The sequence below is a fragment of the Acidovorax sp. 107 genome (genome assembly GCF_003058055.1).
Taxonomy (GTDB): domain Bacteria; phylum Pseudomonadota; class Gammaproteobacteria; order Burkholderiales; family Burkholderiaceae_C; genus Acidovorax.
This window is the reverse complement of record NZ_QBTZ01000001.1, coordinates 1,055,915-1,078,591: the sequence shown is the minus strand read 5'-3', so window position 1 is coordinate 1,078,591 and position 22,677 is coordinate 1,055,915. Positions and strand designations below refer to the sequence as shown.

The 22,677-nt window shown below is 67.4% G+C and carries 21 protein-coding genes and 1 riboswitch; of the genes, 5 read left to right on the top strand and 16 right to left on the bottom strand.

Annotated features, from left to right (window positions below):
• Window positions 1-7: 7 nt before the first annotated feature.
• Window positions 8-1,078, bottom strand: coding sequence for an ABC transporter ATP-binding protein (locus tag C8C99_RS05110; RefSeq protein WP_108625138.1), 1,071 nt, complete (start codon window positions 1,076-1,078; stop codon window positions 8-10).
• Between the two features lie 248 nt (window positions 1,079-1,326).
• Between C8C99_RS05110 and C8C99_RS05105 the strand changes: the two genes are divergently transcribed.
• Window positions 1,327-2,460, top strand: a complete 1,134-nt coding sequence (locus C8C99_RS05105; RefSeq protein ID WP_233247160.1) for a GGDEF domain-containing protein — start codon at window positions 1,327-1,329, stop codon at window positions 2,458-2,460.
• Window positions 2,461-2,481: 21 nt separating this feature from the next.
• Here C8C99_RS05105 and cobT read toward each other — a convergent pair whose 3' ends face one another.
• Entirely contained in the window at window positions 2,482-3,546 is a 1,065-nt protein-coding gene (gene cobT / locus C8C99_RS05100; protein WP_108625137.1) for a nicotinate-nucleotide--dimethylbenzimidazole phosphoribosyltransferase, read from the bottom strand.
• On the opposite strand from cobT, the gene C8C99_RS05095 reads away from it, so the two are divergent.
• Window positions 3,545-4,333, top strand: coding sequence for a class I SAM-dependent methyltransferase (locus C8C99_RS05095; protein WP_108625136.1), 789 nt, complete (start codon window positions 3,545-3,547; stop codon window positions 4,331-4,333). The two genes, cobT and C8C99_RS05095, sit on opposite strands and share 2 nt — an antisense overlap.
• 28 nt (window positions 4,334-4,361) lie before the next feature.
• Here C8C99_RS05095 and C8C99_RS05090 read toward each other — a convergent pair whose 3' ends face one another.
• The 12 genes from C8C99_RS05090 to C8C99_RS05035 are packed head-to-tail and all read right to left on the bottom strand — an operon-like array spanning window position 4,362 to window position 16,385.
• On the bottom strand, window positions 4,362-5,816 hold the full coding sequence (locus C8C99_RS05090) for a cobyric acid synthase (RefSeq protein ID WP_108625135.1): 1,455 nt from the start codon (window positions 5,814-5,816) through the stop codon (window positions 4,362-4,364).
• Window positions 5,817-5,851: 35 nt separating this feature from the next.
• Window positions 5,852-6,244: a DUF3037 domain-containing protein gene (locus tag C8C99_RS05085; protein ID WP_108625134.1), complete on the bottom strand. Its 393-nt coding sequence runs from the start codon at window positions 6,242-6,244 to the stop codon at window positions 5,852-5,854.
• On the bottom strand, window positions 6,231-7,025 hold the full coding sequence (locus C8C99_RS05080) for a HipA family kinase (RefSeq protein ID WP_108625133.1): 795 nt from the start codon (window positions 7,023-7,025) through the stop codon (window positions 6,231-6,233). The genes C8C99_RS05085 and C8C99_RS05080 overlap by 14 nt, the downstream gene beginning before the upstream one ends.
• Window positions 7,022-8,107 carry an aminotransferase class I/II-fold pyridoxal phosphate-dependent enzyme gene (locus C8C99_RS05075; RefSeq protein WP_233247159.1) on the bottom strand — a complete coding sequence of 362 codons (1,086 nt, stop codon included), beginning with the start codon at window positions 8,105-8,107 and terminating at the stop codon, window positions 7,022-7,024. Before C8C99_RS05075 ends, C8C99_RS05080 begins: the two co-directional genes overlap by 4 nt.
• The gene (gene cbiB / locus C8C99_RS05070) at window positions 8,104-9,081 is read right to left on the bottom strand and encodes an adenosylcobinamide-phosphate synthase CbiB (protein ID WP_056638470.1); all 978 of its coding nucleotides are present in this window, start codon (window positions 9,079-9,081) and stop codon (window positions 8,104-8,106) included. Before cbiB ends, C8C99_RS05075 begins: the two co-directional genes overlap by 4 nt.
• Window positions 9,082-9,120: 39 nt before the next feature.
• Entirely contained in the window at window positions 9,121-9,690 is a 570-nt protein-coding gene (cobO, locus tag C8C99_RS05065) for a cob(I)yrinic acid a,c-diamide adenosyltransferase (RefSeq protein WP_056638310.1), read from the bottom strand.
• A 21-nt stretch (window positions 9,691-9,711) separates the two neighbouring features.
• Window positions 9,712-10,518: an ABC transporter ATP-binding protein gene (locus C8C99_RS05060; protein WP_056638307.1), complete on the bottom strand. Its 807-nt coding sequence runs from the start codon at window positions 10,516-10,518 to the stop codon at window positions 9,712-9,714.
• The gene (locus C8C99_RS05055) at window positions 10,519-11,601 is read right to left on the bottom strand and encodes an iron ABC transporter permease (protein ID WP_082576728.1); all 1,083 of its coding nucleotides are present in this window, start codon (window positions 11,599-11,601) and stop codon (window positions 10,519-10,521) included.
• Window positions 11,601-12,524 carry an ABC transporter substrate-binding protein gene (locus tag C8C99_RS05050; RefSeq protein ID WP_056638300.1) on the bottom strand — a complete coding sequence of 308 codons (924 nt, stop codon included), beginning with the start codon at window positions 12,522-12,524 and terminating at the stop codon, window positions 11,601-11,603. The genes C8C99_RS05055 and C8C99_RS05050 overlap by 1 nt, the downstream gene beginning before the upstream one ends.
• Window positions 12,524-13,126 (bottom strand): bifunctional adenosylcobinamide kinase/adenosylcobinamide-phosphate guanylyltransferase, encoded by a 603-nt coding sequence (locus tag C8C99_RS05045; RefSeq protein ID WP_056638295.1) that lies wholly within the window; start codon window positions 13,124-13,126, stop codon window positions 12,524-12,526. The genes C8C99_RS05050 and C8C99_RS05045 overlap by 1 nt, the downstream gene beginning before the upstream one ends.
• Window positions 13,123-14,505: a cobyrinate a,c-diamide synthase gene (locus C8C99_RS05040; protein WP_056638467.1), complete on the bottom strand. Its 1,383-nt coding sequence runs from the start codon at window positions 14,503-14,505 to the stop codon at window positions 13,123-13,125. The genes C8C99_RS05045 and C8C99_RS05040 overlap by 4 nt, the downstream gene beginning before the upstream one ends.
• A complete protein-coding gene (locus C8C99_RS05035) occupies window positions 14,502-16,385 on the bottom strand; it encodes a TonB-dependent receptor domain-containing protein (protein ID WP_056638292.1) in 1,884 nt (627 codons plus the stop codon). Before C8C99_RS05035 ends, C8C99_RS05040 begins: the two co-directional genes overlap by 4 nt.
• A gap of 84 nt (window positions 16,386-16,469) precedes the next feature.
• Window positions 16,470-16,709, bottom strand: a riboswitch (cobalamin riboswitch).
• Between the two features lie 163 nt (window positions 16,710-16,872).
• Here C8C99_RS05035 and C8C99_RS05030 point away from each other — a divergent pair.
• The 3 genes from C8C99_RS05030 to C8C99_RS05020 all read left to right on the top strand — a co-directional run bounded on the left by C8C99_RS05030 (window position 16,873) and on the right by C8C99_RS05020 (window position 18,689).
• The gene (locus tag C8C99_RS05030; protein ID WP_056638289.1) at window positions 16,873-17,097 is read left to right on the top strand and encodes a hypothetical protein; all 225 of its coding nucleotides are present in this window, start codon (window positions 16,873-16,875) and stop codon (window positions 17,095-17,097) included.
• The gene (locus C8C99_RS05025) at window positions 17,094-17,468 is read left to right on the top strand and encodes a cell division protein ZapA (protein WP_056638286.1); all 375 of its coding nucleotides are present in this window, start codon (window positions 17,094-17,096) and stop codon (window positions 17,466-17,468) included. Before C8C99_RS05030 ends, C8C99_RS05025 begins: the two co-directional genes overlap by 4 nt.
• 405 nt (window positions 17,469-17,873) lie before the next feature.
• Window positions 17,874-18,689: a sulfite exporter TauE/SafE family protein gene (locus C8C99_RS05020; protein WP_056638283.1), complete on the top strand. Its 816-nt coding sequence runs from the start codon at window positions 17,874-17,876 to the stop codon at window positions 18,687-18,689.
• A gap of 61 nt (window positions 18,690-18,750) precedes the next feature.
• Here C8C99_RS05020 and C8C99_RS05015 read toward each other — a convergent pair whose 3' ends face one another.
• Window positions 18,751-21,195, bottom strand: a complete 2,445-nt coding sequence (locus C8C99_RS05015; RefSeq protein ID WP_056638280.1) for an EAL domain-containing protein — start codon at window positions 21,193-21,195, stop codon at window positions 18,751-18,753.
• Window positions 21,192-22,496 carry an HD-GYP domain-containing protein gene (locus tag C8C99_RS05010; protein WP_056638276.1) on the bottom strand — a complete coding sequence of 435 codons (1,305 nt, stop codon included), beginning with the start codon at window positions 22,494-22,496 and terminating at the stop codon, window positions 21,192-21,194. Before C8C99_RS05010 ends, C8C99_RS05015 begins: the two co-directional genes overlap by 4 nt.
• Window positions 22,497-22,677: the final 181 nt, after the last annotated feature.

Here is a 22,677-nt window from a genome sequence, read left to right as displayed (position 1 = left end):
GACACGGTCAGGCGGCTTGCGCCATGGCAGAAGCAGGCACGGACAACGGGTGCGCCTGGTCGGGCGTCCAGTGCAGTTGCACGCCCTGCCCCACTTGATAAGGGTGCGCGGCAAAGGCGGCTTCTGACACCATCACTGAATAGGCCGCCGTGGCGTTGGCCGACAAGGCCACGCCCTGCTTTTGCAGGCCCACCAGCACGTAGGTGCCTTGGTATTCCACATCGGTCACCACGGCCAACATGTGCTGGGCACTCCAGGGCAGCTCGGCCTGGGTAGGGGCGATCTGCAGGTGGTCGGTGCGCACGCCCACCTTGCCTTCGGGGGTATCGATCACGTTGTGGCCGCCCATGAAGCGCGCCACAAACTCGCTAGCAGGCCGGTTGTAGACCTCGTGTGGGCTGCCCACCTGTTCGATCACGCCGTGGTTCATCACCACCATGGTGTCGGCCAGGGCCATGGCTTCTTCCTGGCTGTGGGTGACGTGGATGAAGGTCAGGCCCAGCTCCTTTTGCCATCGGCGCAGCTCGGCGCGCATCTGGATGCGCAGGAAGGGGTCGAGCGCGGACAGTGGCTCGTCGAGCAGCAGCACGCGCGGCTGGGTGATGAGGGCCCGTGCCAGCGCCACGCGCTGCTGCTGGCCGCCCGAGAGTTCAGCGGGTTTGCGCTCGGCCAGATGGCCCAGGGCCACGCGCTCCAGCAGGTCGCGCGCCTGGGCCTGGCGCTCGGCCTTGCCCACGCCTTTCATCTTCAGGCTGAAGGCCACGTTATCGAGTGCCGAGAGGTGCGGGAACAGCGCAAAGCTCTGGAAACTCATGGCCGTGCCCCGCGCGGCGGCGGGCAGATCAGTGATGTTGCGGTTCTCCAGCAGGATGTCGCCGCTGGTCACCGACTCGTGCCCCGCAATCATGCGCAAGGTGGTGCTCTTGCCGCAACCCGAGGGCCCCAGCAAACAGCAGTAGCTGCCGCTGGCAATGCGCAGGTTGATCGCATCCACGGCGGGCTTGCCGCTGGCATAGCGCTTGGTGAGCGCGATGATTTCAATGGCGGCGGGGGTGGGCGCAGGGATGGTGCTTTGCATGGGTATGCCCTACGCAAAGCCCATGCCAACTTTGTACACAATGTTTTATGTGCTTTGCATACAAAATGCACCAACAAGGCGCACCTTGCCGCCCCATACCGGCCCACACCCGTCCTGCCCCCAACCCTACCCCGGGCAAACCATGCACCGAAACAGCGCTGTGCCCGCCAGGTGCGTGGCTATACTGGCTTCGCATCTGAAACAATTTATTACGTCAGCGCGTCCTTCCTCCTTCTCCTGCCTGCCGCATGACGAACCTCGACCCGCGCTCCATGATCGCCCTGGCGGGCTTCATGTCTGCCGTCATGGCCATGGTGCTGCTGTTCATGCGGCGGCACTACCCGCCCAGCATTCGCGGTGTGGGGGGCTGGGCGGCGGCGCCACTGCTGTGGCTGTTGTCCACCGTGCTGTTTGGCGCGCGCGGCGCCATCCCTGACTGGCTGGGCCTGGTGCTGGCCAATCAGCTGCTGGTGCTGGGCTCGGTCACCTACTACATGGGCACGCGACAGTTCATGGGCCAGCCCGCCACCTGGCGCACCTGGAACTGGGTGATGGCGGGCACCACGGTCGTGTTTGCCTGGCTGACCTACGGGTGGCCCAACTATGCGGTGCGGGTGGGGTTTTTCACCGTGGTGATGGGGGCGTTGTATGCCGCGCAGCTGCGCTTCATGCTGCACCACGGTGGGCGCAACTTCCCCGTGCGGCTGGTGGAGGTGATGCTGGGCCTGCACATGCTGGTGCTGGGCGTCAGGCTGGTTTCGATACTGGCTGGGCACGCAGGCAACGACCTGATGGAGCCATCGCTGTTCCAGACCCTGTACATCGGTGCCTATGCGCTCACCGTGCTCATGCTGTCCATCGGCGCGGTGCTGATGGCCACCGACCGCTTGCGCACCGAGCTGGAACACCTGGCCACCTACGACTCGCTGACCCAGGCCCTCAACCGCCGTGCCTTGCTGCAGCGCTGTGAGGACGAGCTGGAGCGCGCGCAGCGCTACGGCAACGGGCCGTCCATCATGATGGTGGACCTGGACAACTTCAAAGCAGTCAACGACACACGCGGCCACCAGCACGGCGATGCGGTGCTTGTGCACTTTGCCGAGCGCACCCGCCAGGTGCTGCGTCGCGCCGACCGCCTGGGCCGCTATGGGGGCGAGGAATTTATAGTGCTGCTGCCGGGAGCCGACGCCCAGGCCGCCCTGGGCGTGGCCCAGCGCATCCACGCCACACTGGCCACGGGCCACCCGCTGGACTGCGAGGTGAGCATCGGGCTGACCAGCTGGACCGGGCCACAGGAGACCCTCGACGCCATGCTCTCCCGCGCCGACGCCGCGCTGTACCGCGCCAAGGAAGAAGGCCGCAACCGCACTGTGGTGGGCTGAAACATCTTCCAGGACTGAGGTTCAGGTTGTCTGCGTAGCCACACCGGCCGATTCAAAACTTGCCATCTCGCGCAGCACGGCGCAGGCCGATTGCAGCAACGGCCAGGCCAGCGCCGCACCCGACCCTTCGCCCAGGCGCAAGCCCAGGTCCAGCAGAGGCTCAGCCTGCATCTGCTCCAGCATCAGGCTGTGGCCCCGTTCGCCCGAGCGGTGGGCGAACACGCAGCGCTGCAGCACCTGCGGCGCGATGCGGCTGGCCACCAGCACGGCCGCGCTGGTGATGAAGCCGTCCACCACAATCACGCGCCGCTCGGCTGCTGCCTGCAGCACTGCGCCCACCAACGTAGCCACCTCGTAGCCGCCTAAGGCGGCCAGAGCATCCAGCGGACTGGTGGCACTGGCATTTGCGTCCAGCGCCTGCTGCAGCACAGCGCGCTTGCGTTCGATGCCCGCAGCATCCAGCCCTGTGCCCGCACCCGTCACCTCGGCCAGCGGCAGCCCCGCCAGGCGCGCCAGCAGCAGCGATGCCACCGAGGTGTTGGCAATGCCCATCTCGCCCAGCAGCAAGGCGTTACCCGGCAGCCCACGCACCACCTCCACCCCGTTGGCCAGCGCCTGGGCGCATTGCTCGGCACTCATGGCCGGGCCGACGGAGGCATCCTGCGTGCCGGCTGCCACCTTGCGCAGCAACAAGCGCGGCTGGCCGGGTACGGCATCGCGCGCAGCAATGGGCTTGGCCACGCCACAGTCCACCACCGTGAGGCCCAGGCCATGCTGGCGCGCCAGCACGCTCACGGCCGCGCCACCCGCCAGAAAGTTCTCCACCATCTGCCAGGTCACGTCGCTGGGGAACGCCGACACCCCCCGCGCGGCCAGGCCATGGTCGCCCGCGCACACCAGCATCTGGGGGGCATGCAGTACGGGGGATTCGGTGCCCAGGATCACGCCCAGGCGCAGCGCCAGGCGCTCCAGCAGGCCCAGCGAGCCCAGGGGCTTGGTCTTGTGGTCAATGACATGCTGCAGGCGGTTGGCCAACGCGGCATCATGCAGGTCAGCAACGGATGGAATTGCGAAAGGTGAGGTCATGGTGATGGAAAACACAAGGAACGCCGTGCACAAAGCGGCACAGCAGGGTTTTGAAAAAGAGGCACAGGCCTATGCGCGCGGCAGGCCGGACTACCCGGCGGCGCTGTCGGCCTGGCTGGCACAGGCCTTGGGCCTGGGCCCCGGCCGCGAGGTGGCCGATGTGGGTGCGGGTACTGGCAAGTTCACCGCCCTGCTTGCGACCACCGGGGCCACGGTGGTGGGCGTGGAGCCCGTGGACGCCATGCGGGCCAAGATCGATGCACTGCAACTGCCTACGGTGCGCGCCGTGGCGGGCACGGCGCAGGCCATTCCGCTGCCATCCGGCAAGCTGGATGCAGTGGTCTGTGCGCAGGCCTTCCACTGGTTTGCCACCCGCGATGCCCTGGACGAATTTCACCGCGTGCTGCGCCCGGGCGGCAAGCTCGGGCTGGTGTGGAACGTGCGCGATGAGTCGGTGGACTGGGTGGCCGAGCTCACCACCATCATCACGCCTTACGAGGGCGATGCCCCGCGCTTCTACAAGGGCGACTGGCGCAAGCCCTTTCCCCACCCCGGCTTCAGCCCATTGGTCGAGACCCGGCTGACCCACGAGCACGTGGGGCCACCCCAGCAGGTCATCGTGGACCGCTTCATGTCGATCAGTTTCATCGCGGCCCTCCCCGATGCCGAACGCACCGCAGTGCGCGCGCAGATCGAGGCCTTGATAGAGCGGCACCCCGCACTGCGCGGACAAGACACCGTGCGCTTTCCGTACACCACCCTCGCCTGCCACTGCGAACGACTGTGAGGCGTTGAGACGCACGGTGGCCGGTTCCCTACCGCGCCACCAGCGCATCCAGCACGCCCGGTGTAAAGCTGCTGCCCAGAAAACCCGCAAGGCCATCAAACACGCTGTCCAGCGTGGGCACCTGCGCGCCAAACAGCGCGTGCAGCACCGCAGCGTCCTCGAACAGGCCGTGCAGGTACACCCCCAGCACATTGCCCGCCGGGTTCTGCCAAGCGATGCCGGGGATGACCTCGCGCGCCACATCGCCCTTGGCAGCCATGGCCGGGTGCTGGGCCGTCTGGCCGTGGTGGATTTCGTAGCCTGTGGCGGCCACACTCGCCAGCGCGGCCCAGGCCCCCAACACCGCACCAAACTGCGCCTGGGTGCGTTGCACGGTCTTGGCGACCTCAAAGGTGGTGACCAGCGGCAGCAGGCCCAGGCCCGGCGCATTGCCGTCGATGCCAGCGGTGTCGATCAGCGCCTCGCCCAGCATCTGCAGGCCACCACACACACCCAGCACGGTGCCGCCTTGCCCCGCGTGCTGGGCAATGGCCTGGTCCAGCCCTTGCGCGCGCAGCCAGGCCAGGTCAGCGGCGGTGGACTTGGAGCCGGGCAGCACCGCCCAGTCGGTGGGCTTGAGCCCCGCCAGATCGGCCGGACTGCGCACCCAGAGCAGGCGCACGCCGGGCACGTTCTTGAGCGGCTGGAACTCGTCCAGGTTGCTGATGCGCGGGTAGGCCACCACCGCTACCGTGGTGTGCACGGTGCCTGCGGACAAGGTGCGGTCGTCAAACACGCCGTCTTCTTCGGGCAGGCCATGGCGCCACTGCATGGGGATGGTGGCCACGGTGGGCACACCCGTGAGGTCTTGCAGCATTTGCGGCGCGGGCGCCAGCAGGCTGGCATCGCCGCGAAACTTGTTGAGCACAAAGCCGTGGATGAGCGCGCGTTCCTCCTCGGGCAGCAGCGCCCAGGTGCCGTAGAGGTGCGCAAACGCGCCGCCCCGGTCGATGTCGGTCACCAACAGGCAGCGTGCATTGGCATGGCGCGCCACGCGCATGTTGACGATGTCGCTGGCGTGCAGGTTGATTTCGGCGGGCGAGCCTGCGCCCTCGATCACGACCACGTCGTTCTCGGCGCGCAGTGCATCGAGGGCTGCAGCGATCTGCGGCCACACCTTTTCGCTGCGGCCGCGCCAGGGCATGGCCGTGAGTTCGGCGCTCACCTGTCCCATCAGCACGACCTGGCTGTGCGTGTCGGCCTCGGGCTTGAGCAGCAGCGGGTTCATGCGCACCTCAGGCTCGGCACGCGCAGCCAGGGCCTGGAAATACTGGGCGCTGCCGATCTCGCCCATCACGCCCGCAGGGCCCGGCACCACGCGCGCGTTGTTGCTCATGTTCTGCGCCTTGAACGGCGCCACCTTGAGGCCCTGGTTGCTGTAGTAGCGGCACAGCGCGGTGGTAAGCCAGCTTTTGCCTGCGCCGCTGGTGGTGCCGAGCACCATCACGCAGCGGGCCAGTGGGGAGGATGTGGTCGAAGTCACGGCAGTGGGCGGACCATGCGGTCCATGATGTGTTCAAGCGCTGCTGCCGCATCGGTGCAGCGGCCCGTGTGCACGGGCGAGGTCTGGATGATGGCGCTGCGCTTGGCGGTGAGCCAGTGAAAGCGCTGGCGGTACGGCAGGCGGGCAATGGGGCCGCAGCCTTCGTCGCCCGCGCAGATGGCCACAATGGCGGCCAGGTGGCGGCGCACGGTGTCGATATCCGCGTGCGGGTCTATGGCCAGCAGGCGGGCCTCGTCCAGCGCAATCGATGCCTGCAAAAAGCCGGTGCGCTGGCACGACAGGATCACGCCCGCGTTGATGAATTCCTCGCGCTCCACGCGCGGCACCACGCGCACGATGGCGTAGTCATACACCTCAGGCGCGTGCATCGACAGCCTCCTTCAACGCATTCACCCAGGTGGCGCGCCCGGCCAGGCGGGCGCAGAAGTAGTCCACATAGGCCTGGCGGTGGGTGGCGGCGGCAGTCAGCAGACCTTCTTCGTGGTCTGCACCGGCCAGCAACAAAAACTCGTCGGGCACCTCCGCCAGGATGCCTGCAACCACCTCGGGCTTGAGGCGCGCAGCCAGCTCGGCATCCACCTGCGCGAGCAGCGTGGCCCGGGCCAGCAGCACATGGTCGGCAATCGGCGCGAAGGGCTTGGCGGGCTGCGCCACCGTGCCGTTCCACGCATGGTGAAAAGTCAGCGCCGCGCCATGATCGATGAGCCAGGGCTGGCGGTGCCACATCAGCAGGTTGGTGTTGCGCGCGGTGCGGTCCACATTGCCCACCAGGGCGTCAAACCACACCAGGCGCGACGCGAAGTCATCGGACACCACATCCACCGCCGGGTCGAAGTTGAGCGCGCCCGACAGGTAATCCAGCCCCACGTTCAGGCCACCACTGGCGCGCACTAGGTCCTGGATCTCGGGGTCGGGCTCGGTCTGCGCCAGGGCGGGGTCGAGCTGGGCCAGCACGATCTCGGGCACGGGCAGGCCCAGCGCACGGGCGATGCCGCCCGCGATCATCTCGGCCAGCAGTGCGCGCACACCCTGCCCTGCGCCGCGGAACTTGAGCACGTAGGTGCCCAGATCGTCGCCTTCGACGATGGCAGGCATGGAGCCACCTTCACACAGCGGCGTGACGTAGCGATTGACGGTGATGGTTCTCACGAGGTCTCCCCTGAACCGGTTGAAACGCAGCTCGGGATGGTACGACCCGAATTTCCCAAGATGGCCTGCCATGCGGCCCGCAGCGCGTCTTGCGCAGCGGGCGCCAGCACCCCCAGGCGCACGGTGCCGGGCAGGCCGAACGATGTGGCGTCGCGCAGCTTGATGCCGCTGGCGCGCAGCGCCGCCAGGTCGCTCTGCAATGTGGAGGTGGCAGGCTGCGCACAGAAGTAGTTGGCCAGGCTGCCCGCGTGCACGGCCCAGCCCAGGTCGGTGCACAAGGCCAGCTGACGCGCCTTCCAATCGCTCAGCGTGCGCAGGCTGTGCACCAGCCAATGTTGCACGGAGGCTTGCATCCACGCCTGCAGCAGGGCCACGCCATGGGCACCCACAGGCCAGGATGGCGCCAGGGCTGTGAGCGCAAGCGCCTGGTCCTCGCAGTCCGGCGGAGCAATGGCATAGGCGGCGCGCACGCCGGTAAGCCCCAGGGCCTTGTTGGGGGTCCAGAGCTGCCAGCACGCCGAGGGCGTGCGCTGCGACGGCGCGCCCGTCCATGTGCCCTCCGGGTCCAGCCGCAGGGGGACATACGCGCAGTCGAGCACACGCCATACGGCATCCACATCCCCCTGCCGCCAGGCGTGCAGGCGGGGATCCTCCAGGCCCAGCGGACTGGACGGCCCACACGCCCACTGCAAACCTGCAGCCGCTCTAACGCCCCGCACCACCTCCAGCCCACGGACCTGCGCGGCCTGCGCGTAGTCGCCATAGCTGTGCGGCGGCACGGCCACCTGCACGGCGCCCTGCTGCGCTGCCAGCGCGGTGATGCGGTGGATGAACTCGCTGGCACTGGCCGCCAGCACGATGCGGCCGGGTGGCACGCTATGGAAAGTGCCCAGGGCTTCGCGCAGCGCCGTGTAGGCCGGGTCTGGGTAACGCGTGGCGTCGGCCGCCTGCACGGCGTGCAGCGCCTCCGGGCATGGCCCACAGGCATTGCTGTTGGTCGAGAAATCCAACAGCGGGATGCCCGCCGCGTCTGGGCCACCATGCAATGGTGCGGACGTGGAGAAACAACTCGGGGAGGTCATGGGTGCGCCCAAGCGACTGCAACCAGGACCAGCAACTGCAGGCACGCCACCACGGGCACCATGGTCAGCACCACCTGCGTGCCCAGGCGCGCAGCGCGCCGCGTATCCAGCGGCCCCGCCCTGCGGCCCTTGCTGTGCAGCGTGTACACACCGGGCTTGGCCAGGCGCACATTCAACGCCAGCGCCATGGCCGCCATGGGCCAGCCGCTGTTGGGGGATGGCGTCTTGCGCGCCTGGCGGGCCAGGGCAGAAAACGGCAGGCCCTTGGCCACCACGGCCAACAACAGGGCCGTAATGCGGGCAGGCACCCAAGACAGCACATCGTCCGCCCGCGCCGCCCATTTGCCCGCCCATTGCCAGTAGCGCCCGCTGCGCATACCGGGGTAACCCCACATGGCATCGGCCGTATTGGCCAGGCGGTAGAGCGCAGCCCCCGGCAGGCCCAGCAGCGCAAACCAGAACAGCGGCGCCACCACGGAATCATTCAGGTTCTCGGCCAGTGACTCGATGGCCGACTCGCGCACCTGCACGGCGGTGAGTGCGCTCACGTCACGGCTCACCAGCCGGGCCAGCTGCGCGCGCCCGGCGGGCAGCGACTGGCCCAGCGCCACCTCCACCGCCAGCACCTCGTCGTGCAGCATGCGCCAGGCCAGCAAGGGCTTGAGCAAAAACGCCAGCATCATCACGGCCAGCCAGGCCATCAGCATCAAGGCCGCATGCTGCAGCCACCAGGAAACTATCAAAACAATAGCAGCCAGGGCAATCCACACTAGCGCCCCCAGCCAAAAACGCCGAAAGTCCCGTGCCACAGGCTGTAGCGGGGCCACCCACTCGCCCCCCCGGTGCAAGGCCGAGCCCATCCACACCACCGGATGCCAGCGCGCCGACGGCTCGCCCAGCCACCAGTCGATGGCCAGCGCCAGCAGCGGCACGCCCAGGCCCACCGCCGCAGCGGGCCAGGCCCAGGTAGGCATCAGCAGGAAAAGCCAGGGGGTGGACACGAGGGCCAGGCCCTAGTCTTCAATGCCGCGCTGCGCGGGAATGCCCGCCTTGAACGCGTGCTTGACCATCTGCATCTCGGTCACGGTGTCGGCCAGCTCGATGATCTCGGGCGGGCAGCGGCGGCCGGTGAGGCACACATGCACGTCCTTGGGCCGCTCGCGCAGGGTCTGCAGCACGCCATCGAGCGGCAGCCAGCCGTAGATCAGTGGGTAGGTGATCTCGTCCAGCACCACCAGAAAATGCTCGCCCGACAGGATGGCGGCGCGCGCCTTTTCCCAGCCGTCGCGTGCGAGTTTGGCAGAGTGCTCCAGGTCCTTGCTCTTCCAGCTGAAGCCGTCGCCCAGGCCCTCGATGGGCAGGCCGATCTGCTCGAACATGCGGTGCTCGCCAAAGCGCGCGGTGGGCACCTTCATGAACTGGAAAATCTTCACGGCCTTGCCCCGGCCATGGGCGCGCAGCGCCAAGCCAAAGGCGGCCGTGCTTTTGCCCTTGCCGTCGCCGGTGTTGACGATGATGAGCCCCCGGCGTTCGCCTTCGGCCTTCTCGTAGCGTTTTTCGGTGGGGGCGGCTTCGATCTGCATAGCTTGTCTTTCAATCAGAGGTCATTGCTCCGCCGGGGGGCGGCGGGGCAGCAAACGGGGCAAGGCCAGCCACTGGCCCTCCACCGGGTGGATGGCAATGCGGTCGTCAAACACCTGCTCCAGCGCGCGGTGGGTGTGGGTGTCTTGGGTGGAGCCATGGTGGCGCAGGCGGCCGGCTGCAACGATAGCCACATCATCCGCCTGCAGCGCAAACGAGACTTCGTGCAGCACGCTGACCACCGTCTTGCCTTGGGCCACCAGGTCGCGCACCAGCAGCAGCCAGTCGGACTGGTGGGGCGGGTCGAGGTTGGCCAGCGGCTCGTCCATCAACAGCACCTGCGCCTGCACGGCCAGCGCGCGGGCCAGCAGCACGCGCTGGCGCTCGCCGCCCGAGAGCTGCGAGAGCGCGCGGCGGCGCCAGTCCCAGGCCTGGGTGGCGCGCAGGGCCTGCTCCACGGCGGCGTGGTCGGCCTCGCTGGGGGGAGACAGCCAGGGCTGGTGCGGCAGGCGGCCCAGCATGGCCACGTCGTACACCAGCAGGTCGTCGGCGGCCACCTCGTTCTGGCCCAGCCACGACAGGGCCCGCGCCCGGTCGCTGCGGTGCCAGGCGGCCAGCGGCCGGCCCAGCAACTGCACGCTGCCAGTGCAAGGCAGCAGGCCCGCCAGTGCCCGCAGCAGCGTGGACTTGCCGGCGCCGTTGGGGCCGACGATGCTCGTCCACCGGCCCGCCGCCAGGTGCAGCGTGATGCCGTGCAATATGGGGTGTTTTCCGATGCTGGCGCTTATTAAATCTGCGCTGACAGCTATGTTTTCAGGAGCATTGCGCATTTACAGCACGCCTCCCGGTCCGGTGCGCCGGTGCATCAGCCACAGCAGGTAGCCGCCACCCAGCACGGCGGTGAGCACGCCCACAGGCAGCTCTTGCGGCGCGATCAGCCCGCGCGCCAGCAGGTCTGCGCCGGCCAGCAGCACACCACCCATCAGGCTGGCCAGCCCCATCAGACGGCCATGCGGCACCTTGACCGCGGCGCGCACCAGATGGGGCGCGGCCAGGCCCACAAAAGCGATCAGCCCCGTCTGCGCCACAGCCGTGCCGGTGGCAAGGGCCAGCACCGCCACCAGCGCGGCGCGCAGCGGCGCCAGCGGCAAGCCCAGGCTGTGGGCCGTGGACTCGCCCAGCGCCAGGCCATCCAGCACCCGCGACAGCGCCCAGGCGGCCACCACGCACAGCAGCCACACCCCGGCCATCAACAGGCACGAGGTCCAGCCCACAAAGCCGGTGGAGCCGAGCAGAAACGCCTGCATGGCCTGCAGGGAATCGGGCGACAGCAGCAGAATGAGCGAGGTGAACGCGCCCAGCACCACGCCCACGATGACCCCGGCCAGCAGCAGGCGCAATGTGTGCTGCACGCCGCGCGCCAGCGCGAGCGTGAGCAGCACCGCCAGCACGGCCCCGGCAAACGCCGCGCCGGTCAGGCCCAGGCGCACCAGCCAGTGGCCCGAGAACACCATGGCCACGGCCGCGCCCTTGGCGCTGCCCACCATGCCCGCAGCGCCGCCCATCATCGCCAGGGCCGTGGCCACGCCCAGAGAGGCGCCCGAGGCGCTGCCCAGCAGGTACGGGTCGGCCAGCGGGTTGCGAAACAGGCCTTGCGCCACGGCACCGGCCAGGCCCAGCAGCGCACCGGCGCACCACGCGCCCAGCGTGCGCGGCAGCCGGATCTCCCACACGATCTGCCAGGCCATGTCCCGTGCGGCATTCCCGGCGGGGTCGACGCTGCGATCCCACAGCGCGGGCCACAGGTTCTCCAGCCCCACGCTGCCCACGCCGGTGCCCAGCGGCACCAGCAGCGCACTGGCCAGCAGCAGCAGGCCCGCCAGCCAGCGACCGCGCTGCACCACCGATCCCATCATGGGCGCACCGCCGCAGGCGCCTTGGCACCGGGCGCGGCCTTGCTGGCGAGGCAGCGTGCCATGATGCGCGCGCCTTCCGCCATGCGCGGGCCGGGCCGCACCAGCACGTCAGCATCGTCGGGCGGGAACACGCACAGCCGCTGCTCGCGCAGGGCGCGCAGGCTGCTCCAGCCAGGCCGCTCGGTCAGGCCCTCCACGCTGCGCGCGCCCACCATGATCAGATCGGGGTCGGCACGCACCACAAACTCGGGGTTGAGCTTGGGAAACGGCCCGAGCGACGCGGGCAGGATGTTGCGCGCGCCCAGCCGGGTCAGTGTCTCGCCGATGAACGACGAGGCCCCTGCCCCGTACGGCCCCCGGTTCACCTCGAAGTACACGCGCACGCCCCGTGCCGCTGGCGGCACGGACTGCGCGGCGGCCTCGACCGCTGCGTCGATATGGCGCCACACGCGCTGGGCATCGGGCACGGCCAGCACCTGGCCCAGCTTGCCCATCACGCGCTGCACGTCGGCGTGGGTCTTGGGCTCCAGCGCCACCACAGCCAGGCCCAGCTGCTCCAGCCTGGCCGAGGCGCGGGACGATGTCGCCATCAGCACCACATCGGGCCGCAGGGCGACGATGGCCTCGATGTTGGGGTCCAGCCCACCGCCCACCTGCGGCAGGCGGGTGACGGACTCGGGCCAGTTGGAATAACGGTCCACTCCCACCAGGCGGTGGCATTGGTCCAGCGCACAAATCGTTTCGGTGAGCGAAGGCAGCAGGCTCACGATGCGCTGGGGCGGGCGCGGCAGCGTCACCGCGCGGCCCCGGTCGTCGGTAACCTGCACCGGCTGCGCCCGCGCCAGCCCGGCCATGAGCAGGCCCAGCACGATGAGGATGGCGATCACCCAGAGGATGCGGCGCACGGGGGTGGGTTTCATCAACGGGGTTCTTTCAAGGTAAGCGGCAGGCCTGCGGCCATGAGCGTAACGCGGGGGCAGACCTGCGCCACCTGCTGGTTGAGGGCGCCCAGCGCATCCACAAAGGCGCGCACCTCGCGCCCCATCGGGATGACCCCCAGGCCTATTTCGTTGCCCACCAGAACAACGGGCCCGGGGGATTGCCGAATCGCTTCTAAAAACATAGCAGCTTGGGCATGCCACTCTAGCGCTTGCGCCTGTTTTTGCTCTGAATTCATGGTTTCGAACCCCAGCGGCATGGTCCAGGAGGTGAGCCACAGCGTGAGGCAGTCCACCACCACCAGGGTCTGCGGCGTGCTGAGCCGCGTGAGAGCCGCCGCTACATCGCGCGGCTCTTCCACCGTCCGCAGGCCGGGCACGCGCTCGGCGCGGTCGCGCTGGTGGCGGGCGATGCGCTCGCGCATTTCGTCGTCCCAGGCTTGGCCCGTGGCGATCAGCACGGCGCGGCGGTCGGCAGACTGCGCCAGCCAGTCGCGTGCCAGCAGTTCGGCGCGGCGGGATTTGCCGCTCTTCTGGCCGCCCAGGATCAGCTCGGTGGTGATGGGGTGCGGGGCCAAAGTCATGCGTGGCCCTCGCCGCCCAGCAGGTGCGCCACCGCCTCGGGGCTGGACGGGAACCAGGCGTGGAAGTAGCTGGCGTGGAAGCTGCCCTGCTGGTACAGCGCCTCGCCCGCGTCGGGCGCCACGGCCTCGTGGGGGCGCGCCGTGCGGGCCACCACGGGGGCGCTGCTGTCGCTGGTCGAATAGTGAAAGGTGTGGCCGCGCAGCGTGTGCCCGGCCACCGTCAGGTGCTGTGGGCCCAGCGCTGCCAGGCGCTTGTGCATGGTCACGCGTCCGGGCAGCAGGCCCCACAGCGGGGCTGCGCTGCCGTCCGCGAGGGTGATGGATTCAAACAGCGCCATCATGCCGCCGCACTCGGCCCACAGCGGCTTGCCCGCCTCCGCATGGGCCCGCAGGCTGGCCTGCATGCCGGTGTTGGCCGCGATCTGCGCAGTGTGCAGCTCGGGGTAGCCGCCGGGCAGCCACACGGCATCGCACTCAGGCAATGCGGCATCGTGCAGCGGCGAGAAGAACACCACGCGCGCGCCCATCTGCTCCAGGCACTGCACATTGGCGGCGTAGATGAAGCAGAACGCCGCATCGCGCCCCACGGCCACTGTGCGGCCTGCGAGCAGCGCAGGCACTGCAATCTTCGACGCGGGCGCCGGAAAGTCCACGGTCCAGCCCTGCAGGTCATCCAGCGTCATCTGACCCAGCGGCGTGGCGGCCAACGCGTCGGCCGCTGCATCCAGCCGCTGCAGGCTGTCGTCCAGCTCGTGTGCGGCCACCAGACCCAGGTGGCGTTCGGGCAGCAGTGCCGCACCGGCCTTGGCGGCTGCTGGTGCGTTGCCGGGCTGCACCCGCATCAGCGCGCCCATCCAGTCATCGGCATCGTGCAGGCCGTCCCGCAGCATGTCGGCATGGCGCGCGCTGCCCACGCGGTTGGCCAACACACCGGCCCAGGGCAGGCCCGGCCGGTAGTGGCGCAGGCCATAGGCCAGCGCGCCAAAGGTGCCCGCCATCGCCGAGGCATCGACCACCGCCAGCACCGGCACGCCAAAGTGCCGCGCCAGGTCGGCCGCGCTGGGGCTGCCGTCAAACAGGCCCATCACGCCCTCGATGAGGATCAGGTCCGAATCACGCGCAGCATCGTGCAGGCGCTGCGCGCAGTCGGCCTCGCCGTTCATCCACAGGTCGAGCTGGTGCACGGGTGCGCCGCTGGCCAGCTGATGCCAGTGCGGGTCCAGAAAGTCCGGCCCGCACTTGAACACCCGCACACGCCGCCCCTGACGCGCATGCAGGCGTGCCAGGGCGGCAGTGACGGTGGTCTTGCCCTGCCCGGAGGCCGGGGCCGCAATCAGCAGCGCCGGGCAGCGGGCAGCAGTGGCCGTCGCCAGGGTCACTGCGGTGCCCACTTCACACCCACGTAGACCGTGCGGCCTGCGGTGGCGTAGGTGCGGGCCAACTGGTAGTCCTTGTCGGCCAGGTTGTCGATGCGGGCCAGCAGCGTGTAGTCGCGCGCAAGGCGCGTGCTGGCGTACAGGTTGACCAAGGTGTAGCCGCCCAGCACGGTGGTATTGGCCGCAGTGTCGAAGCGGCGGCCCGAGGCCTGCACCTCGGCGCCCACGGTCCAGCCTGCCAAGCGCGTGTCGGCGCCAAAGGTGGCGTGCTGCTTGGCGCGGCGCGCCAGCTGCTTGCCGGTGTCCAGGTCGCGCGGGCGCTGCAGGTCGATGGAGCCATGCAACTGCACGTCGCCCACGCGGTGCGAACCGGCGAACGTCACGCCCTTGTATTCAGCCCGGGCGGTGTTGGCATAGCAACCAAAGCTGGAGGCACAAGTGCCCGCGCCGCCAAAGGAGATCAGGTTACTCACACGGTTGCGAAACAGCGTGGCCGAGAAGGTGCTGTTGCCCTGTGCGTAGCGCAGTGCCACTTCGGCGTTGCGGCTGCTTTCGGGACGCAGCGTGGCCACGCCGTATTCGCTGAAGCGGTGGTACAGCGTGGGCGCTCGGAAGGCCGTGCCCACCGATGCCGTGGCACGCCACTGCGGGGTGATCGCATAGCCATAGGCCACGCTGCCGGTGCCCTTGCCGCCGAACTCGCTGTCGGAATCGTGGCGCAGGTTGAGCTGCACGGTGTGGCCTGCGGCGTTGTAACCGTAGCCCAGCGCCAGCGCGTCTTGCGAGCGCTTGGCGTCGATGGGCTGGTTCTCCAGGCGGTCTTCGCGGCGCTCCAGCGCGGCCGTGACCAGGTGCGCGCCCTGGCGCCATTCGTTCTGGAACAAGTAGCCGCGCAGACGCGTTTCGCTCAGGTAGGGCGAGGGGCGTGTTTCGTATTCGTCGCGCGAGTCGGTGATGGAAAAGCGCGTTTTGTAGGCACTGTTCCACTGGGCTGTCCAGTTGAGGCCCAGCGCGTGCAGGGTGTGCAGGTTCCGGTCGTCCTTGCCCAGGCCGCTGTCGTAGCCGCTGTTGGTGTCGTTGACCATCAGCGTGCCCTCGAGGCGGTGCACGGCGTTCACCTGCAGGCCTACCCGCGCGTGCCCCGCCGTGTTGCGGTAACCATCACGGTCGGGGTTCTGCCCGGCGATGGGGCGGGCGTTGAAGCCCTGGCTGTTCTCTCGGGCCAGGCCCAATGCGTAGTCCACAGTACCGCTGGCACCGCTGATCCCGGCTTCCACCTTGGTGGTGTTGTGGCTGCCCACGCCCACACCCACGTAGGGTGCCGTGCCGTTTTCACCGCGCTTGGTGAAGATCTGCACCACGCCACCGAGGGCATCCGAGCCGTACACGGCACCCGCCGGGCCGCGCAGGACTTCAATGCGGTCGATAAGGCCGAGCGGAATGCTCTCCCAGGGTGCGCCGCCCGTGGACTGCGAATCGATGCGCACCCCGTCGATGTACACCGCTGTGAAGCGGGACTCGGCGCCACGCAGGAACACACCGGTCGTTGTGCCGGGGCCGCCATTGCGCGAAAACTCGACGCCGGGCAGGCGGGCCAGCAGGTCGGCCAGGCCGGTGGCGCCACTGCTTTCGATGGTTTCGCGGTCCACGATGGAGATGTCGGCCACCAGATCGGCCAGCGGCTGCGGCGTGCGCGTGGCGGCCACCACGGTTTCAGACAACGACGGGGCGCGCAGGTTTTGCGCCACCAACTCACCGGAGGCCGGAGCGCTCTGGGCCAAAGCGCTGCAGGCGCTGCCCGCAACCAGGGACAGCATTGCCAAGCGGGGTACGGACAGGCGCAACGACGCCACAGGGCGCGCACGAAGGGTACGGATTTTCATGGGGATCAACGTCAACAAACAACCCGGGCCGGCCTCCCGCCAGCATGTGGGTGATACAGCTGCGCAGCGCCGGACCAAGCGGGCGCACGCAGCCACCGTGTTGGCCGGTATCCGGGCTGGCGGAACACCCCCCCAATACCTTCCCATGCGCTTGTTCAAGGCGCTCAGTGGCTTATGGATGGAGAGAGAATCAGACGATTCGTCCGCTGACCGTTGCGGGGGCAGCGCAGGCTGGGCAAGTACCGGTGGTACGGAGCCTTCCTGCTTCCCGTTGAACTGCGGCATGTGAACCACGCCGCGAGCACCAACAGCGGGATTTTACGACCGTTTACAAGCGTCTTTTTTGCGGCAGAACAGGCAAGCAACTCGGCAGCGCACCCGCGCGGCCGGTGATGCACTTTGATCTGTTTTGTGTTGCGTTATGCACACCACCGCAAACTGGGGCCAGGGGCCGCTCGGTGTCACACCGCCTACAATCCGAGGCTGTATGGCAATACCGTCCCCCACCGACCAGATCGCCGAACGCGTAGAGCGCCTGCTGCTGCGACACGCGGAGTTGCAGCGCACCAATGCCCTGCTGACTGACCAGGTAGCGGCACTGACCCAAGAGCGCGATTCGCTCAAATCCCGCTTGAGCGCAGCACGCGCCCGGGTGGATGCCCTGCTCGAACGCCTGCCCGCCGCCGCGCCGCTCACGAAAGAAGCCGAATGAAGCAAATCGAGGTGCAGATCCTGCAGCAAAGCTATCTGCTGACCTGCCCCGAGGGGCACGAAAGCCGCCTGCTGGATGCCGTTGAGCGCGTAGACACTGCCATGACGCGCATCCGCGATGCGGGCAAGGTTCGCGCACGGGAACGCATCGCCGTGCTGGCGGCCCTGAACCTGGCTTTCGAGATCGCCGATCGCGAAGCGGCAGACCTTGCGGCCGCAGCCCTTCCGGTTGCAAGCCCCTCCCCCAGTGCCAGCCCCAACACAACCGCAGGGCACCAGGAAAGCCTTCTGCCCGACAGCGACCAACAGCGCCTGCAAAGCCTGGTGCATCGCCTGGACGATGCGCTGGGCGACGACGGGCGCCTGCTCTAGGTCTCGCCTTTTCGGCGCCTCCCTCTCACCGGGGGATGCTCAGCAATCCCGCTGGTCACAGTCGCTTGCGGGCTTTACATGGCTCCATGCCCACCGAGCACGCAGGCAGCCCCTACAATCAACAGGTCTGCGAAGCTGTCGGGCTTTATATTTCCTTGAACCAATGCTCATTGAGCTCGGGCTTGGTACATCGTCCGGTGAGCGTGATCATCTCGCGTCAGATGAACCCAACGCCAGGCTGCCCTCGCCCACCTGAACCCCCGGTTCAGGATGAGGGTCCGGTGGCATTCGCAGACACCCTCTTTCTCGTGCCCCTGTCACCGCAACCACCCGCTGCTGCGCCTGTGACTGGGCATTTCCTCGCGGCCCTCCGCGTGCTCCGTCCCTCTTGACTGACATCCCACCATGCTGGACCCCCTGCTGATTGTTGAACTCGGTGTGCTCGGCCTGGCCACAGGTTTTCTCGCCGGGCTGCTGGGGATTGGGGGCGGCATGCTGCTGGTGCCGTTTCTGACCTATATCCTGGGCGCGCGGCAAGTAGCGCCCGACCTGGCCGTGAAGATGGCGATTGCCACGTCAATGGCCACCATCATGTTCACTTCCATCTCCAGCGTGCGGGCTCACCACCGGCGGGGTGCAGTGCGATGGGACATCGTCAAGCGCCTGGCGCCTGGCATTGTGCTGGGCGGCTTCATCGCCAGCCTGGGCGTGTTTGCGCTGCTCAAGGGCTCGTTCCTCGCTATCTTCTTCGCGCTGTTCGTGAGCTTCTCGGCCACGCAGATGTTTCTGGACAAAAAGCCTGCACCCACCCGCCAGATGCCGAGTGGCGCAGGCCAGGTGGCAGCCGGCGGTGTGATCGGCTTCCTGTCGGGCCTGGTTGGCGCGGGCGGCGGCTTTGTGAGCGTGCCCTTCATGACCTGGTGCAATGTACCCATCCACAATGCCGTCGCCACCAGCGCAGCGTTGGGATTTCCGATCGCGCTGGCGAATGTGATTGGCTACGCCATTGGCGGCCAGAACGTGAGCGGCCTGCCGTCTGCGTCCCTGGGCTACATCTGGCTACCAGCATTGGGGGTGATTGCCAGTTGCAGCGTACTGACGGCCCCACTGGGAGCCAAAGCGGCGCACAACCTTCCCGTCAAGCAACTCAAGCGCGTGTTTGCATCGCTGCTGTTTGGCCTGGCAGCCTACATGCTGTGGAAAGGCGTATCGGCCGCCTGAGGCTGACGCAGAGGCATACTCCCGGCAGTCCGCCTCGTCGCAATATCTGAGCGCTGGCGCTTCAGGTGTTCAGAGGTCGGTGACGACCCTGGGCCTTGAGCGGCAGGGGCTTGCTCAACATCGCGCGGAACTGGTCTGCCGGCAACCCGGGCGCGCACAGAAAGCCCTGGTAGTGCTCGCACTGCATTTGTTGCAGCACGGCCTGCTGGGTTTCAGTTTCCACCCCCTCGGCCACCACTTCGATGTGCATGGCGCGGCCCATGCTGATGATGGCGCTGACGATGGCCCGGTCGCCGTCATCGTCGGGCAAACCACGCACAAAAGACTGGTCGATCTTGAGCTTGTGAATGGGGAGCTTCTTGAGATAGGCCAGGCTCGAATAGCCCGTGCCGAAATCATCGATGGCCAGCCCAATGCCCAGGTCAGCCAACACGCGCAGACGCTGCTCCATCTCCTGCGCGTCCTGCAGCAGGATGGTTTCCGTCAGCTCCAGCTCCAGCAAGGTGGGCGGCAACTGGTGCACCGCCAGCAGCCTGGTAATGCGGTCCACAAAGTCGGGCTGGCGAAACTCCAGCGCCGACACGTTCACCGAAATCATGATGGGCGTGCCGCCGTGCATCCAGAGTGCGGCCTCTCGCACCGCCTGCTCCATCACCCAGGCGCCCAGGGTCACGATGTAGCCTGACTCTTCGGCCAACGGGATGAACACGGCGGGCGACACTGCTCCGAACTCGGCGTCCGTCCACCGCAGCAGTGCCTCCGCCCCAGTAATGCGCCCGGTCGCCATGTTGACCTGGGGCTGGTAGTGCACGGCCATGCGCTGCAGGCCCAGCGCCTGGCGCATCGCATGCTCCATCTGCATGCGCGCCAGCAGGTTGGCGTTCATCTGGGGCTGGTAGAAGCCATAGCTGCCACGCCCCCGCTCCTTCACACGATACATCGCAGTGTCGGACTGCTTGATGAGGTCGTCGAGGGTGGTGCCATCTTGCGGATACAGCGCGATGCCAATGCTGCACTGGATCGAAAAACCCATGCTGTCGAGCATGAAGGGCTTGAGCATGTCGTCCAGGATCCGGCGTGCCACGCTCTCGGCCACGGATGCGTCTCCACCGTGCAGATAGATGACAAATTCATCACCCCCCAGGCGGCACAGCATGTCGGTCTGCCGCAAGCAGGTCTGCAGACGCTCGGCCACGAGCTGCAGGACCCGGTCACCGAACGGATGCCCCAGGGAATCGTTGATGATCTTGAAGCGATCCATGTCGAGGAACAGGATGGCAAAGCCCGTGTCGCTCTGGCGCGCCCCCTGGATGGCCGTATCCACGCGTTGCGACAGCAGCAAGCGGTTGGGAAGACCGGTGAGCACATCGCTGTAGGCCAGCTCTTCAATGCGTTTTTGCGCAGCATGCTGCAGCGTGAGATCGCGCATGAAGCCAATGCTCTGCACCAGCCGCCCTTCGTCGTCGCGCAGGGCGACCCAGGACAACTGGACCGCGCAGTACGCGCCGTTGTCACGGGGCAACCACAGCTCGCCCTCCCAGAAACCATCCTGGCCCCAACCTTGCAGTACCTGCTCCATGAACGAGGCATCCGAGCCGCCGCCAAACAGCGAGGCCGCCACACAGCCTTCAAAATCCTTGGCGGTAGGCCCCACCAGGCGCTCGCACCCGGGGTTCATGCGCATGATGTGGTGTTGACTGTCTGCGATGAAGATCGCATCCAGGCTGGACTCGAACACACGCGCCGCCAGTCGCAGGCTGGCCTGGATCTCCGTCTGGCGGGTAATGTCCCGGAACGAATACACCCGCCCCACCGCACGGCCCTGGCTGAACTGCGGCACCGTGCGCATCTCCAGCACCACGCCATTGCGCAGTGCGACGATGTCAGTGCTCTCTTGCATGGGCTCTCGGTCGATAGCGGCCAAGCGCTCCGCATACAAGCGGGCGTCAGCCACCTGGCCCGCCATGAAGGCGTACACCGCAGCATCGTCACGCTCGAGCAGCAGTTGGCGCGGCAGGCTCCACAGTTGTGCCAGACGCTGGTTGAAGGCGCGCACCTCGCGGTCGAGCCCACACACCAGCATGCCGTCAGCGGCGGAATCGAGGGTAGCGCGCAGCTCCGAAAGCAGCGTCTCCAACTCACGCTCCGTGGTCTCCTGGCGGCTGCGGTCCAGCATGGTCAGCAGCAGCGCGCTTCTGCCCTCGCTCCCCCACGGCACGCGCCTGACACAGCGCTGCACCGGCACCAAGGTGCCGTCGGCACGCAGCAAGCTGGTGTGGGCAGTAATGCCCTGGGCAATCACGTCGGCAGGCTCGGACCAAAAAGCCAGCTCTTGGGGCGTGCTGGCCAGATCAAGCACAGACCGTCCCTGCATGGCGGCTACGGAGAGGCCTGTCAGGCGCTCCGCGCCCGCATTGGCCTGCAGAATGTGCAGGCTCTCCTCGTCCAGCAGCCAGACAGCCTCTTGGAGGCCATCGAGCCAACCATGCGCTTGCAAATCGCTCACGCCGCAGCCTCGTCAGAGCCCGGACTGACCGCTCGCTCAAAGAAGTAACAGATCCGCTGCCGGGGAGATAGGTAGTCGAGCGCGTCGCGCGGCAGCTGCGCAGGCTTCAGGCTGCGCCGTATGCCCAGTTCAGGTACGGTTTCCAGGTCCAGTATCGGCGCCTCATCCTTGGGAATCCGGGGATCGTGCACGATGACCTTGGGCCGCAGCGGTCGCGACGAGTTGACCGACGCCACGATGGCATAACGATCATTGACCAACTGCACGATGGAGCCGGGCGGGTAGACACCCATCATGCGAATGAAAGCCCCCAGAACCACCGAATCGAACCGCGCCTTGAGCTGGGCAAAGATCACGGAGAGCGCCTCATGCGGCGTGAGCGCCGTCACGCCCATGGCGGGGTTGCACATCCGGTCGTATTGGTTAACCAAGGCCAGAACCTGGCTCGTGCGCCCCAGATCAGGCCCCTTCAGGCGCAGGGGAAACCCGCTGCCGTCACACATCTCATGGTGCCGGGCAACCGCAGTCAACACCGCTTCGGTAAACCCCATGCGTTTGGCCAAGGCTACGGACTCCGCCACATGGGTCTCATAGCGTGTGCGCTCCATCGGGATCATGGAAGGAGTAGGCTGTCGCAGGTTGGGCGGCAGCTTGAGCTTGCCGATGTCGTGGATCAAGGCAGCGACACCCAGATCGTGCAGCTCCTCGCTTTTCATGCCCAGAGAGCGTCCTAGCAACAGCGAGATCACCATCACGTTGATCGGGTGCAAACCGTTGCGTTCGCCCACACCTTCGGACAGCAGCCGGATGACGGAGTCACCGTTCTCCAGCAGTTCCGTGACACAGCCCGAAACCAGTGCCTCACCCTTGGCCCTGGCCTGGTCCGGGTGCTCGGACACCGTACGCTCCATGGACTGGTACTGCCGTGTGGCCTCTGAAAAACGCTGGTTGCAGGCAGCCAGCGCCCGGTTTTGTGCCTCCAGCAGGTCCCGGCGCCGCTGCGCTTCGGGGTCCACGGCGCCGGCCGTACCAGCGCCAGGTGAATCCAGACCATTGGGAGGAGATTCCGTCATCTCTGGCACGCTCCACGCGGCTGGCACCAGCTCCTGCAGCTCAGGATCGCTCTTTTTGGGCACATAACGCACCTCTGTCAGCCCCAGTTGCCGCAGGGTGGATATCTGCTCCATCGTCGCCACCCGGAAACTGCTGGTCGGGAACGGATGGTGCATCCAACCCACATCGAGCTGGATGTACATGCCGACACGCAGTTGGCTGATGTCGATGAGGATGGATGAGTTCACTTCAGGCGCACGCGATACAAGGTGACATCAATGCCACCAATAGTTACGCAGATTATCACCAGTTCCAGCTGCGCGACGAAGAACCGGCTGGCACCGCAGCGATAAGGCAACACTTTGCGAACACCGGCCCCTCAAAGGCAACTGCAGTCTCCCGTCGGAGGGGCCGCCCGGTCTTGAACTG

Bases quoted from the DNA above. Each gene is read 5' to 3' on its own strand.
- C8C99_RS05095 (WP_108625136.1), top strand. From the start codon at position 3,545: ATGGTGATGGAAAACACAAGGAACGCCGTGCACAAAGCGGCACAGCAG.
- C8C99_RS05075 (WP_233247159.1), bottom strand. From the start codon at position 8,107: ATGACCTCCCCGAGTTGTTTCTCCACGTCCGCACCATTGCATGGTGGC.
- C8C99_RS05020 (WP_056638283.1), top strand. From the start codon at position 17,874: ATGCTGGACCCCCTGCTGATTGTTGAACTCGGTGTGCTCGGCCTGGCC.
- cobT (WP_108625137.1), bottom strand. From the start codon at position 3,546: ATGACCTCACCTTTCGCAATTCCATCCGTTGCTGACCTGCATGATGCC.
- C8C99_RS05105 (WP_233247160.1), top strand. From the start codon at position 1,327: ATGACGAACCTCGACCCGCGCTCCATGATCGCCCTGGCGGGCTTCATG.
- C8C99_RS05035 (WP_056638292.1), bottom strand. From the start codon at position 16,385: ATGAAAATCCGTACCCTTCGTGCGCGCCCTGTGGCGTCGTTGCGCCTG.
- C8C99_RS05085 (WP_108625134.1), bottom strand. From the start codon at position 6,244: ATGCACGCGCCTGAGGTGTATGACTACGCCATCGTGCGCGTGGTGCCG.
- cobO (WP_056638310.1), bottom strand. From the start codon at position 9,690: ATGCAGATCGAAGCCGCCCCCACCGAAAAACGCTACGAGAAGGCCGAA.
- C8C99_RS05090 (WP_108625135.1), bottom strand. From the start codon at position 5,816: ATGGTGCTCGGCACCACCAGCGGCGCAGGCAAAAGCTGGCTTACCACC.
- C8C99_RS05060 (WP_056638307.1), bottom strand. From the start codon at position 10,518: ATGCGCAATGCTCCTGAAAACATAGCTGTCAGCGCAGATTTAATAAGC.
- C8C99_RS05030 (WP_056638289.1), top strand. From the start codon at position 16,873: ATGGCAATACCGTCCCCCACCGACCAGATCGCCGAACGCGTAGAGCGC.
- C8C99_RS05045 (WP_056638295.1), bottom strand. From the start codon at position 13,126: ATGACTTTGGCCCCGCACCCCATCACCACCGAGCTGATCCTGGGCGGC.
- cbiB (WP_056638470.1), bottom strand. From the start codon at position 9,081: ATGCCTACCTGGGCCTGGCCCGCTGCGGCGGTGGGCCTGGGCGTGCCG.
- C8C99_RS05055 (WP_082576728.1), bottom strand. From the start codon at position 11,601: ATGGGATCGGTGGTGCAGCGCGGTCGCTGGCTGGCGGGCCTGCTGCTG.
- C8C99_RS05025 (WP_056638286.1), top strand. From the start codon at position 17,094: ATGAAGCAAATCGAGGTGCAGATCCTGCAGCAAAGCTATCTGCTGACC.
- C8C99_RS05110 (WP_108625138.1), bottom strand. From the start codon at position 1,078: ATGCAAAGCACCATCCCTGCGCCCACCCCCGCCGCCATTGAAATCATC.
- C8C99_RS05050 (WP_056638300.1), bottom strand. From the start codon at position 12,524: ATGAAACCCACCCCCGTGCGCCGCATCCTCTGGGTGATCGCCATCCTC.